Here is a 21,693-nt window from a genome sequence, read left to right on the forward strand (position 1 = left end):
ACCGTTTTTGGTCTCCGACCCTCGAAACCATCAATAACCTTGAATTGTCATAACAAAGCACGTCGGCCGTGTACGAGTTTCAAGTACAGCACCGAGGAAGACGTGCAACGGGCCCGGACCTGCCGGGCGCGTGACAGATAAGAGGGAAATAGTTATGCGAAAGAATCTTCTGCTTCGCTCCATGGCCGTGGTTTCCGGCCTGGCGATGTTGGCTTCTCTTGCCGCCTGTGGCGACAACACCTCCAGCAACGGTAGCTCCTCCTCCAGCTCCGCCGCTTCCGGCGCCCAGCTGAGCGGCGAGTTCTCCGGTGCCGGCGCCTCCTCCCAGAAGAGCGCCGTCGACGCCTGGATCGCCGGCTTCAACGGCCAGCAGCCCAACGCCAAGATCGCCTACGATCCGTCCGGTTCCGGCGCTGGCGTGACCAACTTCCTGAACGGTGCCGCCGTGTGGGCCGGCTCCGATGCCCCGCTCGAGGCCGACCAGGTCGAGCAGTCCAAGAGCGTGTGCGAAGGCAAGACCGCCTTCGACGTGCCGGTCTACATCTCCCCGATCGCCATCGTCTACAACCTGAAGTCCGCTGGCCTCAACGGTGCCGACAAGCACATCAATCTCGACGCCGAGACCATCGCCAAGATCTTCGACGGCAAGATCACCAAGTGGAACGATCCTGCCATCACCAAGCAGAACCCGGACGCCAAGCTTCCGTCCACCGACATCACCGTGGTGCACCGTTCCGATAAGTCCGGCACCACCAAGAACTTCCTGAGCTACGTCAAGGACGCCGCCGGCGACGCCAACTGGAAGTACGAGGTCGGCGAGAACTGGCCGAACAACGTCGGCCAGGGCGGCAAGGGCACCTCCGGCGTGATTTCCACCGTGACCCAGGCCGAAGGCACCATCGGCTACGCCGACGCCTCCCAGGCCGGCGACCTCGGCACCGTGGCCGTCAAGGTCGGCGAGAAGTACGTGCCGTACTCGGCCGAAGCCGCCGCCAAGGTCGTTGACGCCTCCCCGCAGGACGAGTCCGCCAAGGGCGACAACCGCGTGGTCATCAAGCTTGACCACAAGACCACCGAGGACGGCGCCTACCCGGTCGTGCTCGTCTCCTACGACATCGTCTGCCCCGCCTACAAGGACGCCAACAAGGCTGAGTTCGCCAAGCAGTGGCTCACCTACGTGGTGAGCAAGGACGGCCAGCAGACCGCCGCCGACACCGCCGGCTCCGCCCCGATGTCCGACACCCTGCGCGCGAAGGTCACCAAGTCCATCGACGCCATCCAGACCAAGTAATACTCGAACGTGGTGCGTCCCGTTCGCTTCTTCCGCAACATCGCGACACAGCGGTCGCGGAGAGGTGAACGGGACGCATTCGCATGAGAAAACCAATTGAAGGAGAATGAGGTGACTTCTCAAACGAAGTCGGCATCCGCGGAGTCCGTCAGCGACGGCAAAACGGCCGACAAAGTGTTTAAGGGAGTGGCCTACGCCTGCGGCATCCTGATTCTTGTCGCACTCGCGGCCGTGTTCATCTTCCTGTTCGTCAAGGCCATGCCGCTGCTCGTCGGCGACAAGGCCGCCAACCAGGCCACCATCGAGGGCTTCTCCGGTGGCGCCGCCCATAACTTCTGGCAGTACGTGCTCCCGCTGGTCTTCGGAACCATCCTGGTCTCCGCGCTGGCATTGATCATCGCCTTCTTCATCGCGGTGGGCATCGCACTGTTCATCTCCCACTACGCCTCCCCGAAGCTGTCCTCCGTCCTGAGCGCCGTCATCGACCTGCTCGCCGCCATCCCCTCCGTCATCTACGGTCTGTGGGGCGGTCTGGTCCTCGTGCCGCACATCTACGGCGTGTGGGCCTGGTTCGCCAAGTACCTCGGCTGGACGTACATCTTCCAGGGACCGGCCTCCAACCCGCCGCGTACCGTCGCCACGGTCGCCGTGGTGCTCGCCGTCATGATCCTGCCGATCATCACCTCCGTTTCGCGTGATATCTTCCAGCAGACCCCGAACCTCCAGCAGGAGGCCGCCCTCGCGCTCGGCGCCACCAAGTGGGAAATGATCAAGCTCGCCGTCATCCCGTTCGGCAAGTCCGGCGTCATCTCCGCCTCCATGCTCGGCCTCGGTCGTGCACTCGGCGAGACGATGGCCGTCCTCATGATCCTGTCCCCGGGCATGCTCTACAGCTTCAAGCTGCTCCAGGCATCCCAGAGCCAGACCATCGCAGCAAACATCGCCGCGCAGTTCCCGGAGGCCAACAGCCTCGGCGTAAGCACCCTGATCGCCACCGGTCTCGTGCTGTTCGTCATCACGTTCCTCGTGAACTATGCCGCACGCAAGATCACGGATAAGAAGGACTGACCAACATGACTTCCGCAGCAACCAATCCTGAGTTCAAGCGCGGACCGCAGCCGGACTTCGACAAGTTCGCCCCGAGCCGCTCCTACAACCAGGCGCGCAAGTACAAGGACCTCGCCATGCGAGTCCTCATCTACATCGCGTTCCTGATCGCCCTCATCCCGCTGGTCTCCGTCCTGTGGACCTGCCTCGCCGATGGCTACAAGCGCCTGACGCCCTACTTCCTGAGCCACAACATGGTCGGCGTCATCGGCGGCATGTACCCGTACGGCGGCATCCTCCACGCCATCATCGGCACCGTGGAGATCACGCTCGGCGCCATGGTCATCTCCATCCCGATCGGCCTCATGTGCGCCGTGTACCTCGTCGAATACGCGCAGAAGGGCGCCCTGGCGCAGACCATCTCCCTGCTGGTCGACGTGATGAGCGGTATTCCTTCCATCGTCGCCGGTCTGTTCGCCTTCTCGCTGTTCACCATGGCGTTCGGCCCCGACACCGTCAACGGCTTCGTCGGCTCCGTGGCCCTCTCGCTGCTGATGATTCCGACCGTGGTGAAGACCAGCGAGGAGATGCTGAAGATCGTGCCGAACGACCTCCGCGAATGCTCCTACGCACTCGGCGTCACCAAGCAGCGCACCATCACGAAGATCGTGCTGCGCACGGCCCTGCCGGGCATCGTCTCCGGCGCCATCCTCGCCATCGCACGAGTCATCGGCGAGACCGCCCCGCTGCTCATCGCATCCGGCTTCATCGCCAACACGAACTTCAACCTGTTCAACGGACGCATGACCACCCTGCCTGTGTACGTCTACAACGAATACTCCCAGGGACAGGCCACCTGCTCGGCCAAGGCCCTCACGCTGAACCCGCCGTGCCTCCCCGGCATCCGTATGGAACGCGCCTGGGCCGCCGCCCTCGTGCTGATTATCATCGTGCTCCTGCTCAACATCATCGGCCGCATCGTGGCCAAGGTGTTCGCCATCAAGGGCACCCAGAAGTAATCGCCGTAATTCGGAAAACATAAGGAAACAAAATGGGACAACGAATTGATGTCAACCATCTGAACGTCTACTACGGCGACTTCCTTGCCGTCGAAGACGTCAACATGAAGATCGAGCCGAACAAGGTCACCGCGTTCATCGGACCTTCCGGCTGCGGCAAGTCCACCGTGCTGCGCACTCTCGACCGTATGCACGAGATCATCCCCGGCGCCCACGTCACCGGCGAGGTCCTGCTCGAAGGCAAGAACCTCTACGGCCCGGACGTCGACCCGGTCGCCGTCCGTCGTGACGTCGGCATGGTGTTCCAGCGCCCGAACCCGTTCCCCACGATGTCCATCCGTGAGAACGTGCTCGCCGGCATGAAGCTCAACAACCGCTCCGTCAGCAAGTCCGACGCCGACGAGCTCGTCGAGTGGGCCCTCCGCGGCGCCAACCTGTGGGACGAGGTCAAGGACCGTCTCGACAACCCCGGCATCGGCCTCTCCGGTGGCCAGCAGCAGCGTCTGTGCATCGCACGCGCCGTCGCCGTGCACCCGCAGGTGCTGCTCATGGACGAGCCCTGCTCCGCCCTCGACCCGATCTCGACGCTCGCCGTCGAGGATCTGATCAACGAGCTGAAGAAGGACTACACCATCGTCATCGTGACGCACAACATGCAGCAGGCTGCCCGTGTGTCCGACTACACCGGCTTCTTCAACCTCAAGGAGATCGGCCAGCCCGGTCACCTCGTCGAGATGGACGAGACCAAGGTCATCTTCGAGAACCCGAAGGAAAAGGACACCGAGCGTTACATCTCCGGCCGCTTCGGCTGATCCCCGCCGTTGGACGATCGTCGAAGGTCGTCGATGTTCGTTCCCGTGGCATAGGGTCCCATGTCAGGCCGCCATCCGTGGCCATGGCCATGGCCTGTGCCGCGTGAACCGGCACGACGGCGACGATGCTCCACGGACCGGCATCCGAATCAGAGTGCAACAACGGATGCGATGACCATCGCTGGCCGGTCCCACGGACATACGACGTCCAACGGTACGACTCTTCCCCCGTCGTTCTGTTTCTTCTCTCCGACGGGGGATACCAAGACTCCTGTACTGCCTCGCGCAGACAGGAGTTTTTGCGTTCATGGCCCGTATATGACCCATACGTAAGCCCGTACGGCACATACATGGCCCGTATGTTCGGTTTGTGGGTCCATACCAACGGTTTTGTGGGTGTATCAACGGATTCGTGGGTCTATTCCAATAGTTTTGTGGGTCGTCGCGTATGGCTTGTGGGTCCGTGGGTTCGGCTTGTGGGTCCGTGGGTTCGGCTTGTTGGTCCTTACGTTGGGTTTGTGGGTCTGGTGGATTGGTTCCGGCCGTTAGTGGGTCCGGGGTGTTCAGTAACCGTGGGCAAATCCGTTCATTAATGGGTTTGTGGGTCCGGGATATACGTGGGGACGTCGAAAATCCTGTTTACACGAGCCGATAGACCCACAAGCCTAATTTGGCGGCTTGTCAGACCCACAATCCTGTTTTATCGTGACCCGATAGACCCACAGCTCGGTTCTGTGGGTTCTGTGGGTCTATCCTAACGGTTTTGTGGGTCTACGCGTGTGGTTTGTGGGTCTGAGGTTTGGTTTTGTGGGTCTGGTGGATTGGTTCCGGCCGTTAGTGGGTCCGGGGTGTTCAGTAACCGTGGGTGAATCCGTTCATTAAGAGGTTTGTGGGTCCGGGATATACGTGGGGACGTCGAAAATCCCCTCTACACGAACCGATGGACCCACAAGCCCGATTTGGCAATCCGATGGACCCACAAACCTGACTTAGAGAATCGTCGGACCCACAATTCTGATTGACACGAACCGATGGACCCACAAGCCCGATTTGGCAACCCGATGGACCCACAAGCCCGAATTGATGACTCGTCAGGCCCACAAGTCCGAATTGGCGGCCTGCTAGACCCACAAACCTGATTTGGCAACCCGATGGACCCACAAACCCGATTCGGCGATCCGCCAGACCCACAAACCTGAATTGGCAACGACCCGATGGACCCACAAACCCATAAGACCTGTGTGAATCTGGGCGTGACGGGAGTGGTTGGAACCCTAGTCGACGGTGATGCCGCCCACGTTGTCGCGCATCTTCGCGTTCGTGGGGTCGGCGGGGTCATAGCAGACGACGACGGCGGCGCCCCGATTGGTATGCTCCAGAACCGGCGTCCACCGCTGGCCGATGGGGATGGGACCGAGCTTGATGGCCGAGCACCTCATATGCAACGGCTCTTCGAAACGGTATACGACTCCATTGGCCTGGAATTCCACAATCACCGAAATCGTGCCGCTGCCGCCCTGTCTGCCGTTCTGCACGATCGTTCCCCAGCAGACCGCGGTTCTGCGTTTCGCCTTACCGAACATCAGTCATCTCCGTTCCGAGCATCGACCGGTCGTCCGGCCCTCGTCATGCCGGCAACCACGCTCATTTCACCATCGTAGCGGTCATCATCGTAGTGGTCATCGTGGCGGTCCGTCATCAGACCATGCCGGGAGAGGAGCATCGTTGGAAGTCGATGTGGGTCTGCCGTAGCCGTAGCCGTCGTCGGCCCACGCCGGGGGAGGCGGGGAGGGAAGACCCTCGCCCGGATGCGACAATCCCGAACGCATACGAAAAATCCCCGATACCCATACGGATTATGGATACCGGGGATCATCGAAAGGTATGCCGATGAATCAGTAGCTATGGTTGCTCAGCCAGTAGTTGTAGGCTCCCTGCACGCTGCCGTAGCGTTCGTTGCAGTAGCTGAGGAACCACTTGAGCTGCGTCTGGTAGTTGGTCTGCCAGTCCGCGCCCGCGGAGGCCATCTTGCTGCCGGGTAGGGCCTGGGGCAGGCCGTACGCACCCGAGGACGGGTTCGTGGCGGTCGGATCCCAGCCGGACTCGTGGTTGATGATGTACACCGTGGCCGTGAAGTCCGATTCGTTGTAGCCGTTGGCGAGCAGATAGTCGTGTGCCCACTTCTGCATCTCGCTGGCCGGGACCGTGGTGCCCAGGTTCCCGGAATCGGACGACGAGGACGATGAACCCGAATTCGACGACGAACCGCTCGACGACGAACCCGTGCTCTGGCTCTGCGTGGAGCCGGTGCCGATGAGGATGACCTTGGACTTCGGGGCCTTCTTCACCCACGAGCTGATGGTGTTCGACTCCGCGATCTTGCCGCCGGCCTTGGTGACGAGGTTGGTCATCTCCATGATGCCCTTCTCGCCTTCCTCCTGCACCTTCTTGGTGCCTTCGGGCAGGGCGTCGGTCTTCTTCTCGACGGTGTTGAACGGAATGGCCTTCTCGCTCGTCTCAATGGTCGATCCGGCGCGTTCGATGGTGATGGTCGTGGACTCGTTCACCTTCGTGTTCAGCGCGGGGGAGACGGTGTCCTCCGGTTCGAGGGTGATGCCACCCTGCTGGAGCACGGATTTGACGTCGGTGAAGTTCTCGCCGAGCACCACGCGTGAATTGCCGTTGATGACGACCTTCACGTACGAGGTGTTGGCGTCGGCGCCGCGCCGGCCGGCCTTGATGTCGTCGCGCAGCTCGCCGCGGGACGCGGCCTGGAACTGGTCGACCTCGTCGCTCTTGGTGGCGGAGTAGGCGGAAATCGTCGACGTGCTGGTGCGGTTGACGTTGGTCTTGTAGAAGTCACGGGAGACGAAACCACCCGTGACCAGCAGTGCCGCCGCGGCGACGATGGCGCCTGAACGAATCCACTGACGGCGGGTAACGCGTTTGAAAATGGAAGCCTTTTCCTTGCGGTGGCTTGTCATAAATCTCCTTACGTAGACTTATAAAGTCTCACACTGCCACCATATTTTAGCGACCTATGATGACCGCGGCAAATGGGGAGGGAATCAACCCCCTGAATGCAACTCCCCCTGCCGGTCTTCGATTGATGGCTCCCCTCAACCATGAGGGGAGCCGATGGGAAAACCCTTGCGGCCGGTTCGTCACTTGCCTTCGGCGGCGTTCTCCTTGACCTTGACGATGAGTTCGTCGAGTCCGGAGGCGCGCAGCGCGCCGGCCTGCTTGAAGATCACCGCCCCGTCCTTGATGACGATCAGCGTGGGGACGGCGCTGATTTCGGCGGCTTCGGCAAGACCCTGCTGCTGGTCGATGTCGACCTTGGTGAAGTAGATGTCGTCATGCTGGTTCGACGCCTCCTCGTAGATCGGGCCGAACGCGCGGCACGGTCCGCACCACGTGGCCCAGAAATCGATGAAGACGAGCGGATGCTCCTTGATGGTCGTCTCGAAGTTCTCGGCGGTCAGCTCATGCGTTGCCATGATTCACTCCTCTATATATGTATCTATATATACGTATATCAATACGTTGTTCGTATGCTTACGGATTCTGCCGTATTCAAGCATCTCACAGAGTCCGTGACTCGCCAACGGACGGGCCGGACTACGCTCAGGGCGCACATCGTCCCCGACATTTCGCAGGTTTTCAGCGAATGGTCACGCAAAGGTCATGTGGCGGCATGATAATGGACCCATGCCGGTTCTTAATGACGAAGTGCCCGACGAGGGCGATTACGACGCATCACGACGCCGTGGCGAATTCGACAACATCACGCCCGACGATTTCATCCGCGGATCGGGGCATGGCAACCCGCCCGGATGGATGGACTCCTCCGAAATCGACCACGTGCGCAGGGAGATGCCCATCGTCTATGTGGAGGTCGTGCCCGTGCGTACCGACGAGTTCGGCCGCATCAGCAAGGTGGGCACGCTGCTGCGCGTGGGGGACGACAGCTCCATCGAACGCACGCTCATCACCGGGCGCGTGCTGTTCCACGAATCGCTGCGTGAGGCCGTGGCCCGCAATATCTCCAAGGACCTGGGCGACATCGCGCTGCCGGTGCTGCCGGTGAACCTCCAGCCGTTCAGCGTGGCCGAGTTCTTCCCCACGCCCGGCGTCTCACGCTACTACGACCCGCGCCAGCATGCGGTGGCGCTGTGCTACGTCGTGCTGATCGCCGGCGACTGCAAGCCTCAGGACGAGACGCTCGACGTGGAATGGCTGAGCCCGGCCGAGGTGACCAGGCCCGACTTCCTGGCGCAGATGCCGAACGGCCACGACCAGATCATTCGCCAGGCGATCGCCTGGGCCGAATGATCCGTGCCCGGCATGTCCTGACGACGGCCGGAGCGGACGGTGACGGCGGAACGAAATAAGACGACAACGATGATGACAATAACGATAACAACGACGATAACGATGACGAGGAGATGCCGCTGATATGACGATGACGATTCTCACGACCATATACCGTGACGTGATGGAGGCTGGTCCCGGCGCCGACCCCGCCGAGGAGGCCGTGCCGGTGGTGCTCGTGCATGCGTTCCCCGTGGACCACCGCGTCTGGGACGACTGTGCGGCCGCGATCTGCCGGCTTTCCGACGAGGAGGGGCTGAAGCCGTTCGGCGTGTACGCGCTGGAGATGCCGGGCGCCGGGCGTTGCCCCGTGCCCGATGCCGAGGAGACCGGGCCGGTGGCCGACGATGGCGCCTACCCCGAAGCCATGGACCGCATGGCCGAATCGTTCGTCGAGGCGTTGAAGGCCACCGGCCACGACAAGGCCGTCTGGGTCGGCATCTCCATGGGCGGCTACCTCACGCTCGCCGTGCACCGTCTGCACCCCGAGGTCGTGGCCGGCATGGTGCTGTGCGACACCAAATCAGAGGGTGACGGCCCCGAATCCCGCGCCAACAGGCTGCGCATCGCCACGGAATGCGAGGAGCACGACACCGTGGCCCCGGTCATGCACTTCGCCCAGCCCCAGCCCGGCGACTCCGCACTCAAGAAATCGAAGGCGTTCGTGGACCTGTTCACCCGATGGATCAATGAGCAGGATCCGAAGGGCGTGGCGTGGCGCCAGCGCATGGCCGCCGGACGCCCCGACGAAACGCCCCAGCTCGCGAAGATCACCGTGCCGGCGGGACTGGTCTCCGGCACGCTCGACCCCTCCAGCGCGCCCGACCGGATGCGCCCGATGAAGGAACGCATGACCGGCACCGACGCCTCGTTCACCGTCGTGGAGGACGCCGGCCACTTCACCTGCGTGGAGAAGCCCGACGTCGTGGCGCAGGCCATCATCGACGTCCAGCAGCGCGCGTGACGCGCACGATACGCCGTGGAGCGCTGCGCATGCTCCACGACATCCAGTCATCGAAGGAAGTATCAGCATGACCGAAACCACCGTGAACACCAACAACGCCATGTTCTCCCCGCTGGCGCTCACCCAGGCGCTGCCGTTCCTCCCGCTCGCCCAAGGCACCATCGACTACGAGGTCGAACGCCGCGGCGAGCCCGGACTCATCGACGTGGTCCTGGACGAATCCGCCACCAAGGTCATGCTGGTCAACAACGGGCTCATCGCCGTGCCCAAGGGGCAGGGCGCGGCCGTGGACTACGACGCCGCCAAGATCCGCCCCGCGCTCATCCCCGGCATGTACGTGCGCGACGACCTCGCCCGCCACCGCGACATCACCGCCATCTTCCTCGGCACCGACCGTAACGGCGCCGCGCCCAGGACCCACTTCGTGGCGTTGGACATCACCAGGGCCGTCTCGGCGGTCCCCGCCGACGAACACGGCGTGGACCACGGGTTCGGGGACGACGACGGCTCGCTCGTCTCCCGCGCCGCACGACAGTTCGACTGGGTCGACCTGCGCGGGTTCGCCCCGCACGTCGGCTCGCGCGACGCCGGGCTCGCCACCAGCGCCGTCACCGTAAGCATCTGGCACAACCGTCAGCGCTTCTGCCCCTGCTGCGGCGCGCCCGTGGAGGCGGCGCTCGCCGGATGGGCCCAGCGCTGCACCAACGCCGCCGACGGCAATCGCATCCTGTTCCCACGCATCGAGCCCGCGGTCATCACCGCCATCGTGGACGGCAGCGACCGTCTGCTGCTCCAGCACAACACGGCCTGGAAGGGCAACCTGTATTCCGTCTCGGCCGGATTTGTGGAGGCGGGGGAGAACCTCGAACACGCCGCGCGCCGCGAGGCCAAGGAGGAGACCGGCATCACGCTTGGCGAGGTGAAGTACCTCGGTTCGCAGCCGTGGCCGTTCCCCGCTTCGCTGATGATGGCGTTCAAGGCCCGCGCCCTGACCACCGACATCCACGTGGACCACGAGGAGACCGGCACCGCGCAGTGGTTCACCCGCGACGAGTTCACCAACGCCATGATCACCGGCCGCATCGCCGTGCCCGGCAAGGCCACCATCGCCCGCTACATGCTCGAGGAATGGTACGGCCAGCCCCTGCAGTAGTGGGCTGGTGAGCAAGTGCCCGGCCGCCCCCAGTCAGCTTCGCCGACAGCACCCGCCGGCGGGAGCGTCGCGCCCTTGTCATCCTGAGTGGGCACCTTTTGTCATCCTGAGCGGCCGCCCCCCTGTCATCCTGAGCGAAGCCGCTTGCGGCGAAGTCGAAGGATCTTGGGCTGATTGGGGTGCAAGATCCTTCGACTCCGGCCTGCGGCCGTCGCTCAGGATGACAAGACAAGGAGGTGGCGTCGCTCAGGATGACAAGACAAGGAGGTGGCGTCGCTCAGGATGAGAAGAAGGTGGTATCGCTGGATGAGAAGAAGGTGGTGTCGCTCGTCAAAACGCCCGAATACCATCCAAGACGAGAATCGTGTCCTTCGAGGGACACGGTCGGGGGTCGTTCGTTGTTGGATTAATCACAATACGCGCCATCGGCAATTGTCATTTCGCCGGGTATAGTGGGGAACGTTGAGAATGCACGAGAAATGGGACCACAATGACTTATGACAAGGACTTCGCCCCGGTGCCGCTTCCGGGAGACGCCTCGTCCGACGAGGCCAAGACGATGACCATGGCACCGCTGCCCGCGGACGCCGGAGCCGTGGGGGCGGCTTCGGTACCCCCGATGGCTGGTGGACACAGGCCCGCCGCCAGGAAGAGGAACGTCGGTCTGATCGTGGTCCTCTCCCTGATTGCCGTGGTGGTGCTCGCCCTCGTCGGCTACATCGGCGGCGGCCAGCTCTACTTCAAGGACAAAGCCGCCCCGGGCGTGCAGCTCGGCGGCATCTCGGTCGCCGGCCAGAGCGCCGACGAGCTCAAGACCACCGTGAACGACGCGGTCCGGAACTCCACCATCCAGGTCTCCGGCAAGGACGGCAAGTCCGCCACCGCATCGCTGAAGGACCTCGGCACCACCGTCGACGTCGACGCCACGGTGAACAACCTGCTCAACGCCAACAAGGACAACTTCCTCGCCAAGGTCAACCCGTTCGCCAAGACGTCGGTGCCGCTCAAGGCCTCCACCGACAACCTGGCCATGACCACGTACCTCACCGACAAGCTCGTCGGCGAGGACGCCCGCGCCGAGAACGCCACCGTCAAATACGACGGCTCCAAGTACGTCACCACGGCGAGCAAGGTCGGCCAGGCCCCCAAGACCGAGGCCGTGACCGCCAAGATCAGCGAGCTCCTCGCCCAGCCCGGCAACGCCCAGAAGGTCTCCGTCGAGACCGAGAGCACCAAGCCGGCCATCTCCGACTCCACCGCCGCGAAGGCCGCCGCCGACGCCAACACGCGTCTGGGCAGCCAGCTCGTCATCTCCAACGGCGACGACAAGACGCTCACCATCCCCGCCGCGCAGATCGCCAAGTGGATCAAGGTGAACGAGGACCTCACCAAGGGCACCATCTCCCTCTCGTACGACCAGAACGCCATCAACTCCTATCTCTCCAGCGCCCTGCCGGGCGCCCTCAACCAGAAGATGGTCACCGAGGAGAACGTCGTCAACACCGAAGGCACCGTCATCACCACGAACGTCAAGGGCGTCAACGGCGTCGAGGTGAACAGCGACCTGACCGACACCGCCAAGCAGGTGGCCGCCGCCCTCCAGAACGGTACCTCCGGCACCATCAAGGCCAACACCAAGGTCACGAAGTACGACACCAAGTCCCGCAAGGTGCGCTACGACGTGCCCAACGGCGACCCGCACATGGTCATCGACCTCAGCAAGCAGCAGGCATTCGCCTACAAGGGCACCACGCTGGTCAAGACCTTCAACGTCTCCACCGGCAAGCCCAGCACGCCGACCGATACCGGCACCTTCTTCGCCACGCTCAAGTACGAGAGCCAGACCATGGTCGGCGAGGACTACGTCACGCCGAACGTGCCGTGGGTCACGTACTACAACGGCGGCGAAGGCTTCCACGGCGCCCCATGGAACCCCGACGGCATCGCCAGCGGCACGCCGAAGTCGCACGGCTGCACCAACATGAACGTCGCCGACGCCAAGTGGGTCTACGACTTCCTGCCGGTCGGCGGCATGGTGCAGGTCATCGGCAGCACGCCCAGCGGCGCCGTGAGGTAAACGCCTGACGGTACGCTTGTCGGTATGACAGACGCACAGCACGATTACGAATCCGGAATCGACGACGCATCAGCGGCCGCGGCCGCCAGCGTCGACATTCCCGACCATCTCCACTACACCGATGACCACGTTTGGGTCGACGATTCCGTCGACCCCGTGGTCATCGGCGTTACCGAGCACGCCGTCCAGGAACTCGGCGAGCTCGTCTTCATCGAATTCCCCGAAACGGACACGCGGGTCGAGGCCGGCGACGAAATCGTCTCCCTCGAATCCTCCAAGGCCGTGACCCCGATGATCAGCCCGGTGTCCGGCACCGTCAAATACGTGAACCGCGAGGCCTACGACGATCCGTCGGTCGTCGACACCGATCCGTACGGCGAAGGCTGGCTCGTCAAGATCGCCCTCGATGACGACGAGCCCGACCTGCTCACCGCGGAGGAATACGCCAAGGTACTGCATCAGTAATCCGAAGGTAGACAATCCGAAGGTAGACCATGGTTGAAACCACTCGGGAACACAATCACGACCGGGAACACAATCACGACGGCGGGAACGACGGCACGCGCCACAACGGCGAGCGGCCGATCATCGCGCAGCCGGCCACTTCGAACTTCGAGACCGCCAGCCGCCGGGAACGCACCGACTTCAAACCGTTCGGCGTGCGCGTCATGCGGCACTCCATCACCAGGGCGTTCGGGTTGTGGAGCATGTCCGCCACCGCGGTCGCACGGCGTCTCGGGTGGTTTCCGCGCGTGGAGCCGTACGTCGGCTATGGCACCGGCGCGTACTCCCGCCTGATCTGCCGCACCGTCTACGCCCCCGTGCGCCGCACCGCCGGCCTCGTCATGCGCGGCATCCGCGCCGCGTTCATGGTGCCGGCCGCCGAAACGCAGGTGCGAATCAGCATCGACGACATCCCGCTGCGCACCGTGCAGGTCGGCGACTCCGAACTGTTCGACGCCGTGGACGCGTCCCGCGAGCAAAGCAGCGAATTCGCCGTCTCCGACTCCCAGGGCTATCTCGACCTCGTGGCCGAACGGGAGCTGACGCCCGGCAAGCATGATGTCTCGTACATCGTCGACGGACGCCATCCCGTCCATTCGCAGCTCTACACAATCCCCGCCGACGCCAAGGTCGGCATCATCTCCGACATCGACGACACGGTCATGGTCACGCAGGTGCCAACGCTGTGGCGCGCCGTGTTCAACATGCTGTTCCTCGACCCGCGCAAACGCATGTCGGTGCCCTCGATGTCGGTGTTCTATTCGAAACTGCGCGAACTTTTCCCCGACGCGCCGTTCTTCTACCTGTCTACGTCGCCGTGGAACGTCGAAAGCTCCATCCGGCACTTCATCGAGTACCACGGGTTCCCGGAAGGGCCGCTGCTGCTGCGCGACCTCGACCCGCGGCCGAAGACGTTCATCCCCACCGGCGTGCAGCACAAGCTCGAATTCGTGGAGCAGCTCATGGCCGACTTCCCCGAGATGCGGTTCATCCTCCTCGGCGACGACGGGCAGAAGGACCCGACCACGTATTCCACCATCGCGCAGCGGTACAAGGGCCGCGTCATCGCCATCGGCATCCGCCAGCTCGGCCCCACCGACATGGGCCGGTCGCTGCCGCAGCGCGTCACCGGCGTCGTGCCGCCCTCGCCTGAAATCGACGTCCCCGTGTTCTACGGCCCCAACGGCGTCAATCTCATGAACACGATGATGCCCTACCTCAAGAACCTCTTCCACTAGGAAGACGGCCACTGTCGTCGAGGAGCGTTCTCCATCCTCCGTCATCCTGAGCGCAGTCCGTAGGACAGAGCCGAAGGATCTTTCCACCAGGTTCATGGATCCTTCGACTCGCTGCGCTCGCTCAGGATGACATGTGAGGTGAGGGATTTCGCTCAGGATGACATGTGAGGTGAGGGATTTCGCTCAGGATGACATGTGGACAGGTGGATTGGCTGATTTTCGCCAATGGTGCGATACTGTACCTTATGGTTTTGGAGAATGGCTGGTCAGCAGTAAAGGGGCTCAAACCGCCGGAGGCGATCAAGGAGCCGCATCGACGTCGTGCGCAGGGCGATTCGTTCGTCGACCCATACGAGTGGATGCGCGACAAGGAATCCGACCGCGTGCAGCGGTACGTCGCCGCACAGAACGAGTACTGCGAGCAACGCATGGCGGGACTGAAGACGCTGCGTGGCACGCTGTTCGACGAGATCCGCTCCCGCGTGCAGCAGACCGACATGTCGGTGCCCACGCGCATGAACGGATACTGGTACTTCACCCGCACCGAAGAGGGCAAGCAGTACGGCATCCAATGCCGCGTGCCGATCCGCGGCGAGAACGACTGGAACCCGCCGAGCTTCTCCGCGGCCGGGGTGTCGGAGCCGCTGGACGGCGAGGAGGTCGTCTTCGACTGCAACACCGAATCCGAAGGCCATGACTTCTTCAACGTCGGCGGCCTCGACCTGAGCCATGACGGCCGCATGATGGCCTACAGCGTGGACGTCAGCGGCAACGAACGCTACGATCTGCGAATTCGCGACCTCGCCACCGGCGAGGACTTCCCCGAGGTCATCCACGAGGTGGCCGGCGGCGGGTGCATCACGCCCGACGGCAAATGGGTGTTCTATACGCGCGTGAACGACGCATGGAGGCCGTACTGTGTGTGGCGGCACCGCGTCGGCACCGACGCATCCGAGGACGTGAAGGTCTACGACGACCCCGACGAACGCTTCTGGGTGGGCGTTGGACTGTCGTTCGACGAACGCCACATCATCATCGAATCCGGGTCGAAGACCACGTCCGAGGTGCTCATGCTGCCCGTGGAGAACCCGGAAGGCGAGTTCGAGCCGTTCATCCGGCGCGTCGAAGGTGTGGAATACGACGTGAGCTTCGCCCGTTTCGAGGACGAGGGCGGCGACATCCCCGTGGCGCTGGTCATCCACAACGTGACCAACCCGAACTTCGAGATCGACGTCATCGACATGCGCACGCATGAGCCGCCGTACGAGCTGGGCGAGGGCGTGTGCGTGGCGCAGGGCTCGCCGGCCGGATGCGAGCCGCCGCACGGGCACAAGCCCACCCCCGAGACGCGCGCCATCCGATACCAGTCCATCAGCACGCTCAGCGACATCACGAACAATCCGGAGATACTGCAGGACGTGCAGGGGCTGCGCATCGAGGGCATCGCCATGTACCGCAACTTCGTGGTGCTCTCGTACCGCGCCGACAGCCTGCCGCAGCTGGCCGTCATGCCCAAGCGGGCCGCCAAGGACGACTTCCTCGCCGGGCGCCCGTGGGGGTTCGGCGGCATCGTGCCCCGCGTGGACGGCAAGCTGTATTCCATCGGCATGAGCGGCAACCCCTCGTATGATGCGCCGCGCCTGCGCTACACCACGGTGAGCTACACGCAGCCGGGGGAGCTGCACGAATACGACCCCGAGACCGACACCGACGTGCTGCTCAAGCGCGCCACCGTGCTCGGCGACTTCGACCCCGCCGACTACGCGGAGAAGCGCATGTGGGTGCGTGTGCGCGACGGCGAGCATGTGCCCGTCTCGCTGGTGTGGCGTCGTGGGCGCATCCCCGCGCTCCGTGGCGCGAAGGAGGGCCTGACCGATGAGGTCATCGAGGTGCCCCGCGAGCTCATCCTCTCCTACGAGGACATGTCGGCCCGCTACGACCGGCGTGAATCCCCGATGTTCATCACCGGCTACGGCGCCTACGAGATCAGCTCCGACCCGAGCTTCTCCGTGCCGCGCCTCAGTATGCTTGACCGCGGCGTGCTGTATGCGGTGGCGCATACGCGCGGCGGCGGCGAGCTCGGCCGCGGCTGGTACGAGCAGGGCCGCAAGCTCAACAAGATGAACACGTTCATCGATTTCATCGACGTGACCGCCGCCCTGCAGCGCAACGGCATCGCCGACCCGAAGCGCACCGTGGCCAACGGCGGTTCGGCCGGCGGCCTGCTCATGGGCGCGGTGGCCAACATGGCGCCGCAGCTGTACGCCGGCATCGAGGCGGACGTGCCGTTCGTGGATGCGCTCACCTCCATCCTCGACACGTCGCTGCCGCTCACCGTCACCGAATGGGACGAATGGGGCGACCCGCTGCACAACGCCGAGGTCTACCGCTACATGAAGCAGTACTCCCCGTACGAGAACGTGCAGGACGCCGACGAGCGCGAGCAGGAGTACGGCACCCGCCACTTCCCGTCCATGTTCATCACCACGTCGATGAACGACACGCGCGTGCTGTATGTGGAGCCGCTCAAATGGCTGGCCCGCCTGCAGGAGCCCGAGGCCGAGGTCGACGCCGTCGCGAAGATCGAGGTCGAGGCCGGCCATGGCGGCGTGACGGGCCGGTACAAGCGCTGGCAGGAGATCGCCTACGAGAACGCCTGGTGCCTCGCCGTCATGGGCATCACCGAATAGGCAGGCGTTTGGACTCTTTCCGGATCCCCCTCCCCTCCGGAGGAGGGGGATCCGTCGGCGCGGCCGACTGGAATCGGCGGGGACACGACATTTCAGCTCTTCTGAATATGATTCCTACTGAGGAATCGTGAATGATGACGAGGGGGAGTCTGGAATGCACGCAACGCAGCGAACGCTGGCCGATGGAGCCGGCGGGAACCATGCCGGCAACGGAACATAAGGAAGTATGGCACGATTATCCACTGTCTCGTCAACCCGTCGTATCGATAGACAACGATACGCATGCGATGTATCTCATCAATCCCGAACATGAACCCGGCTGGCTGTTCGCCGCCCGCATCACCATGCCGGATGATTCCCCGTTGAAGGTATATCGGCTTTCCCCGATCACGCCTGAAATGCAGCCCATCCTCCGCAATCCGCTGAGCGGAAACTTCCCACGAGAGGGGACGTCGTTGCCCACGGTCCAGGGCAATGCGGTGTTCTGGCAGCGATACAGTGGCAAGAAGGCCAAACGGGATCCGGCCCAGACCTTTTTGGCGCTGGCAAGCCACGAGGGTTTCCACAAACTCAAGCAAGAGCATTGGAACTGGGACGGCGGCCTGCTGAACGACACCGGAAGATTCTCCACCGAATCGCTCAAGGGGAAGAACTTCGAAACCCTCGGCGAGGCGTATACCTCGCTCACCATCGCCCAACAGGAACTGGGAAAGAAGACGCCGGACGTGCAGCAGGTGCGGAAGGGCGTAACGGGATACCTCGATGCCATGGACCGGCTCAACCGGCTCGACCCCGAGTTCGTGCACGCATACGCCGGCGAGGAGACCTTCGAAGGGACCGCGCAATATGTGCGTGACCAGGCCGTCCGATCGACGGGAACGACATTGAACATCATGCACTTCTCCAATAAGGACAACGTGCCGTTCACGTATATCGTCCCGAACATACAATCCGGCAAGCTGGACGCCAGCTTCATACCCTCGGACGTCGTATATGAGTCAGGAGCCACGCTCTGCGAGGCGATGGACACCGTGGGATTCGATTACCAGACCTATCTCGACACCGCAAAGCCGGGCAGTACCAAGACGCTGATGCAGCTTGCGCGCATGGCAATGCGGCAATGACCTCGGCAACCGCCGTGTGTCCACCAGACGGACTCCGGACATTGGTTTCGGACGGGCGCACCTACCCTGTTGGGTATGGCACATGACAAGAAGACATTGAACATCGCGGTCATCCCCGGCGATGGCATCGGCAAGGAAGTCACGCCCGTCGCCCAGGCCGTATTGGAGAAGGCCTCCGAAGGCGTCATCGACTTCAACTACACCAACTTCGAACTCGGCGCCGAGCGTTACCTGCGCGACGGCGCCATCCTCCCCGACGAGGAGCTCGAGGAGATCAAGAAGCAGGACGCCATCCTGCTCGGCGCCGTCGGCGACCCGCGCATCAAGGCCGGCATCCTCGAACGCGGCCTGCTGCTCAAGCTGCGTTTCGCGCTCGACCAGTACGTGAACCTCCGCCCGACCAAGCTGTACAAGGGCGTCACCTCGCCGCTCGCCAACCCCGGCGACATCGACTTCGTCGTCGTGCGCGAAGGCACCGAGGGCCTCTACTGCGGCGCCGGCGGGGCCGTGCGCGTCGGCACGCCGGACGAGGTGGCCACCGAGGTGTCCATCAACACCGCCTACGGCGTGGAGCGCGTGGTGCGCTACGCGTTCGAGCTGGCCATGAAGCGCAGGAAGCACGTCACCCTCGTGCACAAGAAGAACGTGCTCGTCAACGCCGGCGACATGTGGCAGCGCATCGTCGACAAGGTCGGCGAGGAATATCCCGAGGTCACGCACGACTACCTGCACATCGACGCGACCACCATCTTCCTCGTCTCCAACCCGAGCCGCTTCGACGTGATCCTCACCGACAACCTCTTCGGCGACATCATCACCGACGAGGCCGGCGCCGTAGTCGGCGGCGTGGGATACTCCGCCTCCGGCTGCATCAACGCCAGCAACGAATATCCGTCGATGTTCGAGCCGATCCACGGTTCGGCCCCCGACATCGCCGGCAAGGGCATCGCCAACCCGACGGCCGCCGTGCTGTCCACCGCCATGCTGCTGCGTCACTTCGGCTACGATGACATCGCCGCCCGCATCGACGCCGCCGTGGAGGCCGACATCGAGGAGCTCGGCTCCACGCAGCGTAGCACCGAACAGGTCGGCAACGACATCCTCGCCCGCCTGTAGTCGGCGCTTCACGCACTATGCGTCGGGTCCTGCACCCACATACGTAACGAAACCGCCCCGTGCATCGTCCACGGGGCGGTTTCGTCGTATGTATGCGACGAACGGGAATCGGAGGGGCTGCACGGGTCGGTTTCGTCGCGTAGATGCGACGGACAGGACGCGGGGACGCCGTCCGGTTCCCATCCGTCGTGTATATACGACGGACCGGAACCGTGCGGACGGTGCGGTGCCCATCCGTTGCGTGCGATGCAACGGACCGGAACCGGAGGAGCCATTTGGTTCCCATCCGTTGCCCGGTGTACAACGTAACGGACGTAGACGGGAGCCGATACGGTGGCGGTATGGTCAAACGCAACGTTGAATCCCGGACCGCAGCAACCGTCGGCACCGTCGGCCGCGGCGAATGCAAGACGATCGGCGGCAAACTGGTGGCGGTATCCGTCCGATTGTGCGGAAGCACCATCACGGAGGCCCATATCGACGGTGATTTCCTCATCGACGAGAACGGTTCGGTTGCCGGGGAAGCTGACCGTTCGCTGATCGCGGACATCGAACGTGCCATCGTCTCGGCTGGCGTGACCGTTGACGCAATCTCCGATACGGGCGCCGACGGGAAGATTATCGCATCCGTCGAAGGGAACGACCATGCGGCATCCGTCGACGATTGCCGCACTTCGCCCGACGCCGTTGCACTGCTTGCCACCATCGAAGCGGTGATTGCCGGTCATCCGCATACGCGGCTGGTCGGTACGACCGCCGACGCCATCGTCACCGCCACGATGCGCGCCATCCACAATATCGTTCCCGCTGGTAACAACACTGTGTCGGGACCCATCAATATCGCCCCTGCTGGCGGGGTCTGTCGGCAACGCCGACGGGGGATGGCGAGCGGTGCCAAATCCGTCGATGTCGCCGTCCCCGATACCGGCGCATCCGTCGCTCCCGAACCCACCGATACCAAGCCTGCCGACGTCAAGCCGGCAGAAAATCTCACCGAACGCTGGTCTAGTCTCGCCCCGCGCGTCGACGTCGTCATCGACGCCGAACCGTACGCTCCCCCCATGCAGATGGCGCTTGACGAGGTCATCGCCCGGCGCGTGGCAGCGGGAATCCAGCCGCCGACGCTCAGGTTCTGGCGGTGGGGGAGCCCTGCCGTCGTCATCGGCGCCTATCAGTCGGTACGCAACGAAGTCGACGGGCGCGCGGCCGATCTCGCCGGTTTCACGGTCGTCCGTCGCGTGACCGGCGGCGGCGCGATGTTCGTGCGGCCCGATGACACCATCACCTATTCGCTGTACGTGCCTGAATCGTTCACGGCCGGCCTCGACGCCGCGGCATCCTACCGGCTCTGCGACACATGGGCGTTCGGCGCATTGCACGCCATCGGCATCCCCGCCGTCTCGCAGTCGCTCAACGACATCGCCACAACGGACGGCGGCAAGATCGGCGGCGCCGCACAACGCCGGTTCCCTGCGCCGCGCGGTTCGTACGGCAATCACGGCCCGCAGAATTCCCACGACTTCGGCGACCCCCATGGCCACGGCCCCGGCTGCGTGCTTCATCACGTCACCATGGCGTACGACATCGACGCCGGGCTCATGACCCGTGTACTGCGCATATCCAGGGAAAAACTCGTCGACAAGGCCGTCTCCTCGGCGAAGAAACGCGTGACGCCGCTGCGGACGCTCACGTCGCTCGGCCGCGACGTCGTCGTCGAATCGATGCGTGCGTACGCGCTCGCCCACATTCCCGGCGCCCAGCCCGCGCATCTTCCCGCCGACGTCATCGACGAGGCGGAATCGTTGGCGGGAAAGAAGTTCGAAAATCCCGACTGGACATATCGGATTCCCTAGATTCATAACAATTCATAAATGGTTTTGTGGGCCTGTGCGTGTGGTTTGTGACCCGCGCGTTGGGTTGTGGGTCTGTACGTTCGGTTTTGTGGGTCTGTGGGCTTGGTTTTGTGGGTCCGCGCGTGTGTTCTGTGGGTCTGAGGTTTGGTTTTGTGGGTCTGTTGGATCGGTTCCGGCCGTTAGTGGGTCCGGGGTGTTCAATAACCGTGGGTAAATCCGTTCATTAAGAGGTTTGTGGGTCCGGGATATACATGGGGACGTCGAAAATCCCCTCTACACGAGCCGATGGACCCACAAACCCGATTTGACGAGCCGATGGACCCACAAACCCGATTTGACGAGCCGATGGACCCACAAACCCGATTTGACGAGCCGATAGACCCACAACCTTGATTGGCGCGACCCGTCAGACCCACAACCCCGAATCGGCA

At 63.4% G+C, this 21,693-nt stretch carries 17 protein-coding genes; 14 read left to right on the forward strand and 3 right to left on the reverse strand.

The window, feature by feature from the left end; all coding sequences use genetic code 11:
• Window positions 1-154 precede the first annotated feature (154 nt).
• The 4 genes from pstS (at window position 155) to pstB (ending at window position 4,169) form a co-directional block, all read left to right on the forward strand.
• Window positions 155-1,291 carry a phosphate ABC transporter substrate-binding protein PstS gene (gene pstS, locus KIH77_RS02445; RefSeq protein ID WP_219099489.1) on the forward strand — a complete coding sequence of 379 codons (1,137 nt, stop codon included), beginning with the start codon at window positions 155-157 and terminating at the stop codon, window positions 1,289-1,291.
• Window positions 1,292-1,402: 111 nt separating this feature from the next.
• Window positions 1,403-2,359 carry a phosphate ABC transporter permease subunit PstC gene (pstC, locus tag KIH77_RS02450; RefSeq protein ID WP_219099490.1) on the forward strand — a complete coding sequence of 319 codons (957 nt, stop codon included), beginning with the start codon at window positions 1,403-1,405 and terminating at the stop codon, window positions 2,357-2,359.
• Between the two features lie 5 nt (window positions 2,360-2,364).
• The gene (gene pstA, locus KIH77_RS02455) at window positions 2,365-3,357 is read left to right on the forward strand and encodes a phosphate ABC transporter permease PstA (RefSeq protein WP_219099491.1); all 993 of its coding nucleotides are present in this window, start codon (window positions 2,365-2,367) and stop codon (window positions 3,355-3,357) included.
• Window positions 3,358-3,389: 32 nt separating this feature from the next.
• Window positions 3,390-4,169 carry a phosphate ABC transporter ATP-binding protein PstB gene (pstB, locus tag KIH77_RS02460; RefSeq protein ID WP_109136503.1) on the forward strand — a complete coding sequence of 260 codons (780 nt, stop codon included), beginning with the start codon at window positions 3,390-3,392 and terminating at the stop codon, window positions 4,167-4,169.
• Window positions 4,170-5,443: 1,274 nt separating this feature from the next.
• On the opposite strand, the gene KIH77_RS02465 is transcribed toward pstB, so the two are convergent.
• The 3 genes from KIH77_RS02465 to trxA form a co-directional block, all read right to left on the reverse strand.
• Complete coding sequence (locus tag KIH77_RS02465; protein WP_219099492.1) at window positions 5,444-5,752, reverse strand: hypothetical protein; 309 nt, start codon at window positions 5,750-5,752, stop codon at window positions 5,444-5,446.
• A gap of 312 nt (window positions 5,753-6,064) precedes the next feature.
• Window positions 6,065-7,153 carry an aggregation-promoting factor C-terminal-like domain-containing protein gene (locus KIH77_RS02470; RefSeq protein ID WP_219099493.1) on the reverse strand — a complete coding sequence of 363 codons (1,089 nt, stop codon included), beginning with the start codon at window positions 7,151-7,153 and terminating at the stop codon, window positions 6,065-6,067.
• 180 nt (window positions 7,154-7,333) lie between these two features.
• The gene (gene trxA / locus KIH77_RS02475) at window positions 7,334-7,669 is read right to left on the reverse strand and encodes a thioredoxin (protein ID WP_219099494.1); all 336 of its coding nucleotides are present in this window, start codon (window positions 7,667-7,669) and stop codon (window positions 7,334-7,336) included.
• Window positions 7,670-7,880: 211 nt separating this feature from the next.
• Here trxA and KIH77_RS02480 point away from each other — a divergent pair, with 211 nt between their 5' ends.
• The 10 genes from KIH77_RS02480 (at window position 7,881) to KIH77_RS02525 (ending at window position 21,262) form a co-directional block, all read left to right on the forward strand.
• On the forward strand, window positions 7,881-8,504 hold the full coding sequence (locus KIH77_RS02480) for an NUDIX hydrolase family protein (RefSeq protein WP_219099495.1): 624 nt from the start codon (window positions 7,881-7,883) through the stop codon (window positions 8,502-8,504).
• A gap of 124 nt (window positions 8,505-8,628) precedes the next feature.
• Window positions 8,629-9,507, forward strand: a complete 879-nt coding sequence (locus KIH77_RS02485; RefSeq protein WP_236024403.1) for an alpha/beta fold hydrolase — start codon at window positions 8,629-8,631, stop codon at window positions 9,505-9,507.
• Between the two features lie 100 nt (window positions 9,508-9,607).
• Complete coding sequence (nudC, locus tag KIH77_RS02490) at window positions 9,608-10,660, forward strand: NAD(+) diphosphatase (protein ID WP_219099575.1); 1,053 nt, start codon at window positions 9,608-9,610, stop codon at window positions 10,658-10,660.
• 490 nt (window positions 10,661-11,150) lie between these two features.
• The gene (locus KIH77_RS02495) at window positions 11,151-12,737 is read left to right on the forward strand and encodes a L,D-transpeptidase (RefSeq protein WP_219099496.1); all 1,587 of its coding nucleotides are present in this window, start codon (window positions 11,151-11,153) and stop codon (window positions 12,735-12,737) included.
• A 24-nt stretch (window positions 12,738-12,761) separates the two neighbouring features.
• Window positions 12,762-13,202, forward strand: a complete 441-nt coding sequence (gene gcvH / locus KIH77_RS02500) for a glycine cleavage system protein GcvH (protein ID WP_219099497.1) — start codon at window positions 12,762-12,764, stop codon at window positions 13,200-13,202.
• Between the two features lie 29 nt (window positions 13,203-13,231).
• On the forward strand, window positions 13,232-14,479 hold the full coding sequence (locus KIH77_RS02505; protein WP_219099498.1) for an App1 family protein phosphatidate phosphatase: 1,248 nt from the start codon (window positions 13,232-13,234) through the stop codon (window positions 14,477-14,479).
• A 245-nt stretch (window positions 14,480-14,724) separates the two neighbouring features.
• On the forward strand, window positions 14,725-17,169 hold the full coding sequence (locus tag KIH77_RS02510) for a S9 family peptidase (RefSeq protein WP_219099499.1): 2,445 nt from the start codon (window positions 14,725-14,727) through the stop codon (window positions 17,167-17,169).
• Window positions 17,170-17,300: 131 nt separating this feature from the next.
• Window positions 17,301-18,293, forward strand: coding sequence for a hypothetical protein (locus KIH77_RS02515; protein WP_219099500.1), 993 nt, complete (start codon window positions 17,301-17,303; stop codon window positions 18,291-18,293).
• A gap of 75 nt (window positions 18,294-18,368) precedes the next feature.
• A complete protein-coding gene (locus tag KIH77_RS02520) occupies window positions 18,369-19,409 on the forward strand; it encodes a 3-isopropylmalate dehydrogenase (RefSeq protein ID WP_219099501.1) in 1,041 nt (346 codons plus the stop codon).
• A 341-nt stretch (window positions 19,410-19,750) separates the two neighbouring features.
• The gene (locus KIH77_RS02525; RefSeq protein ID WP_219099502.1) at window positions 19,751-21,262 is read left to right on the forward strand and encodes a lipoate--protein ligase family protein; all 1,512 of its coding nucleotides are present in this window, start codon (window positions 19,751-19,753) and stop codon (window positions 21,260-21,262) included.
• The last annotated feature ends 431 nt before the right edge of the window (window positions 21,263-21,693 follow it).

Source organism: Bifidobacterium pluvialisilvae (assembly GCF_019331695.1).
Taxonomy (GTDB): Bacteria; Actinomycetota; Actinomycetes; order Actinomycetales; family Bifidobacteriaceae; genus Galliscardovia; species Galliscardovia pluvialisilvae.

Coding starts and splice junctions, on each gene's coding strand:
- pstS (WP_219099489.1), top strand. CDS start 155: ATGCGAAAGAATCTTCTGCTTCGCTCCATGGCCGTGGTTTCCGGCCTG.
- pstA (WP_219099491.1), top strand. CDS start 2,365: ATGACTTCCGCAGCAACCAATCCTGAGTTCAAGCGCGGACCGCAGCCG.
- pstB (WP_109136503.1), top strand. CDS start 3,390: ATGGGACAACGAATTGATGTCAACCATCTGAACGTCTACTACGGCGAC.
- KIH77_RS02465 (WP_219099492.1), bottom strand. CDS start 5,752: ATGTTCGGTAAGGCGAAACGCAGAACCGCGGTCTGCTGGGGAACGATC.
- KIH77_RS02470 (WP_219099493.1), bottom strand. CDS start 7,153: ATGACAAGCCACCGCAAGGAAAAGGCTTCCATTTTCAAACGCGTTACC.
- trxA (WP_219099494.1), bottom strand. CDS start 7,669: ATGGCAACGCATGAGCTGACCGCCGAGAACTTCGAGACGACCATCAAG.
- KIH77_RS02480 (WP_219099495.1), top strand. CDS start 7,881: ATGCCGGTTCTTAATGACGAAGTGCCCGACGAGGGCGATTACGACGCA.
- KIH77_RS02485 (WP_236024403.1), top strand. CDS start 8,629: ATGACGATGACGATTCTCACGACCATATACCGTGACGTGATGGAGGCT.
- nudC (WP_219099575.1), top strand. CDS start 9,608: ATGTTCTCCCCGCTGGCGCTCACCCAGGCGCTGCCGTTCCTCCCGCTC.
- KIH77_RS02495 (WP_219099496.1), top strand. CDS start 11,151: ATGACTTATGACAAGGACTTCGCCCCGGTGCCGCTTCCGGGAGACGCC.
- gcvH (WP_219099497.1), top strand. CDS start 12,762: ATGACAGACGCACAGCACGATTACGAATCCGGAATCGACGACGCATCA.
- KIH77_RS02505 (WP_219099498.1), top strand. CDS start 13,232: ATGGTTGAAACCACTCGGGAACACAATCACGACCGGGAACACAATCAC.
- KIH77_RS02510 (WP_219099499.1), top strand. CDS start 14,725: ATGGTTTTGGAGAATGGCTGGTCAGCAGTAAAGGGGCTCAAACCGCCG.
- KIH77_RS02515 (WP_219099500.1), top strand. CDS start 17,301: ATGATGACGAGGGGGAGTCTGGAATGCACGCAACGCAGCGAACGCTGG.
- KIH77_RS02520 (WP_219099501.1), top strand. CDS start 18,369: ATGGCACATGACAAGAAGACATTGAACATCGCGGTCATCCCCGGCGAT.
- KIH77_RS02525 (WP_219099502.1), top strand. CDS start 19,751: ATGGTCAAACGCAACGTTGAATCCCGGACCGCAGCAACCGTCGGCACC.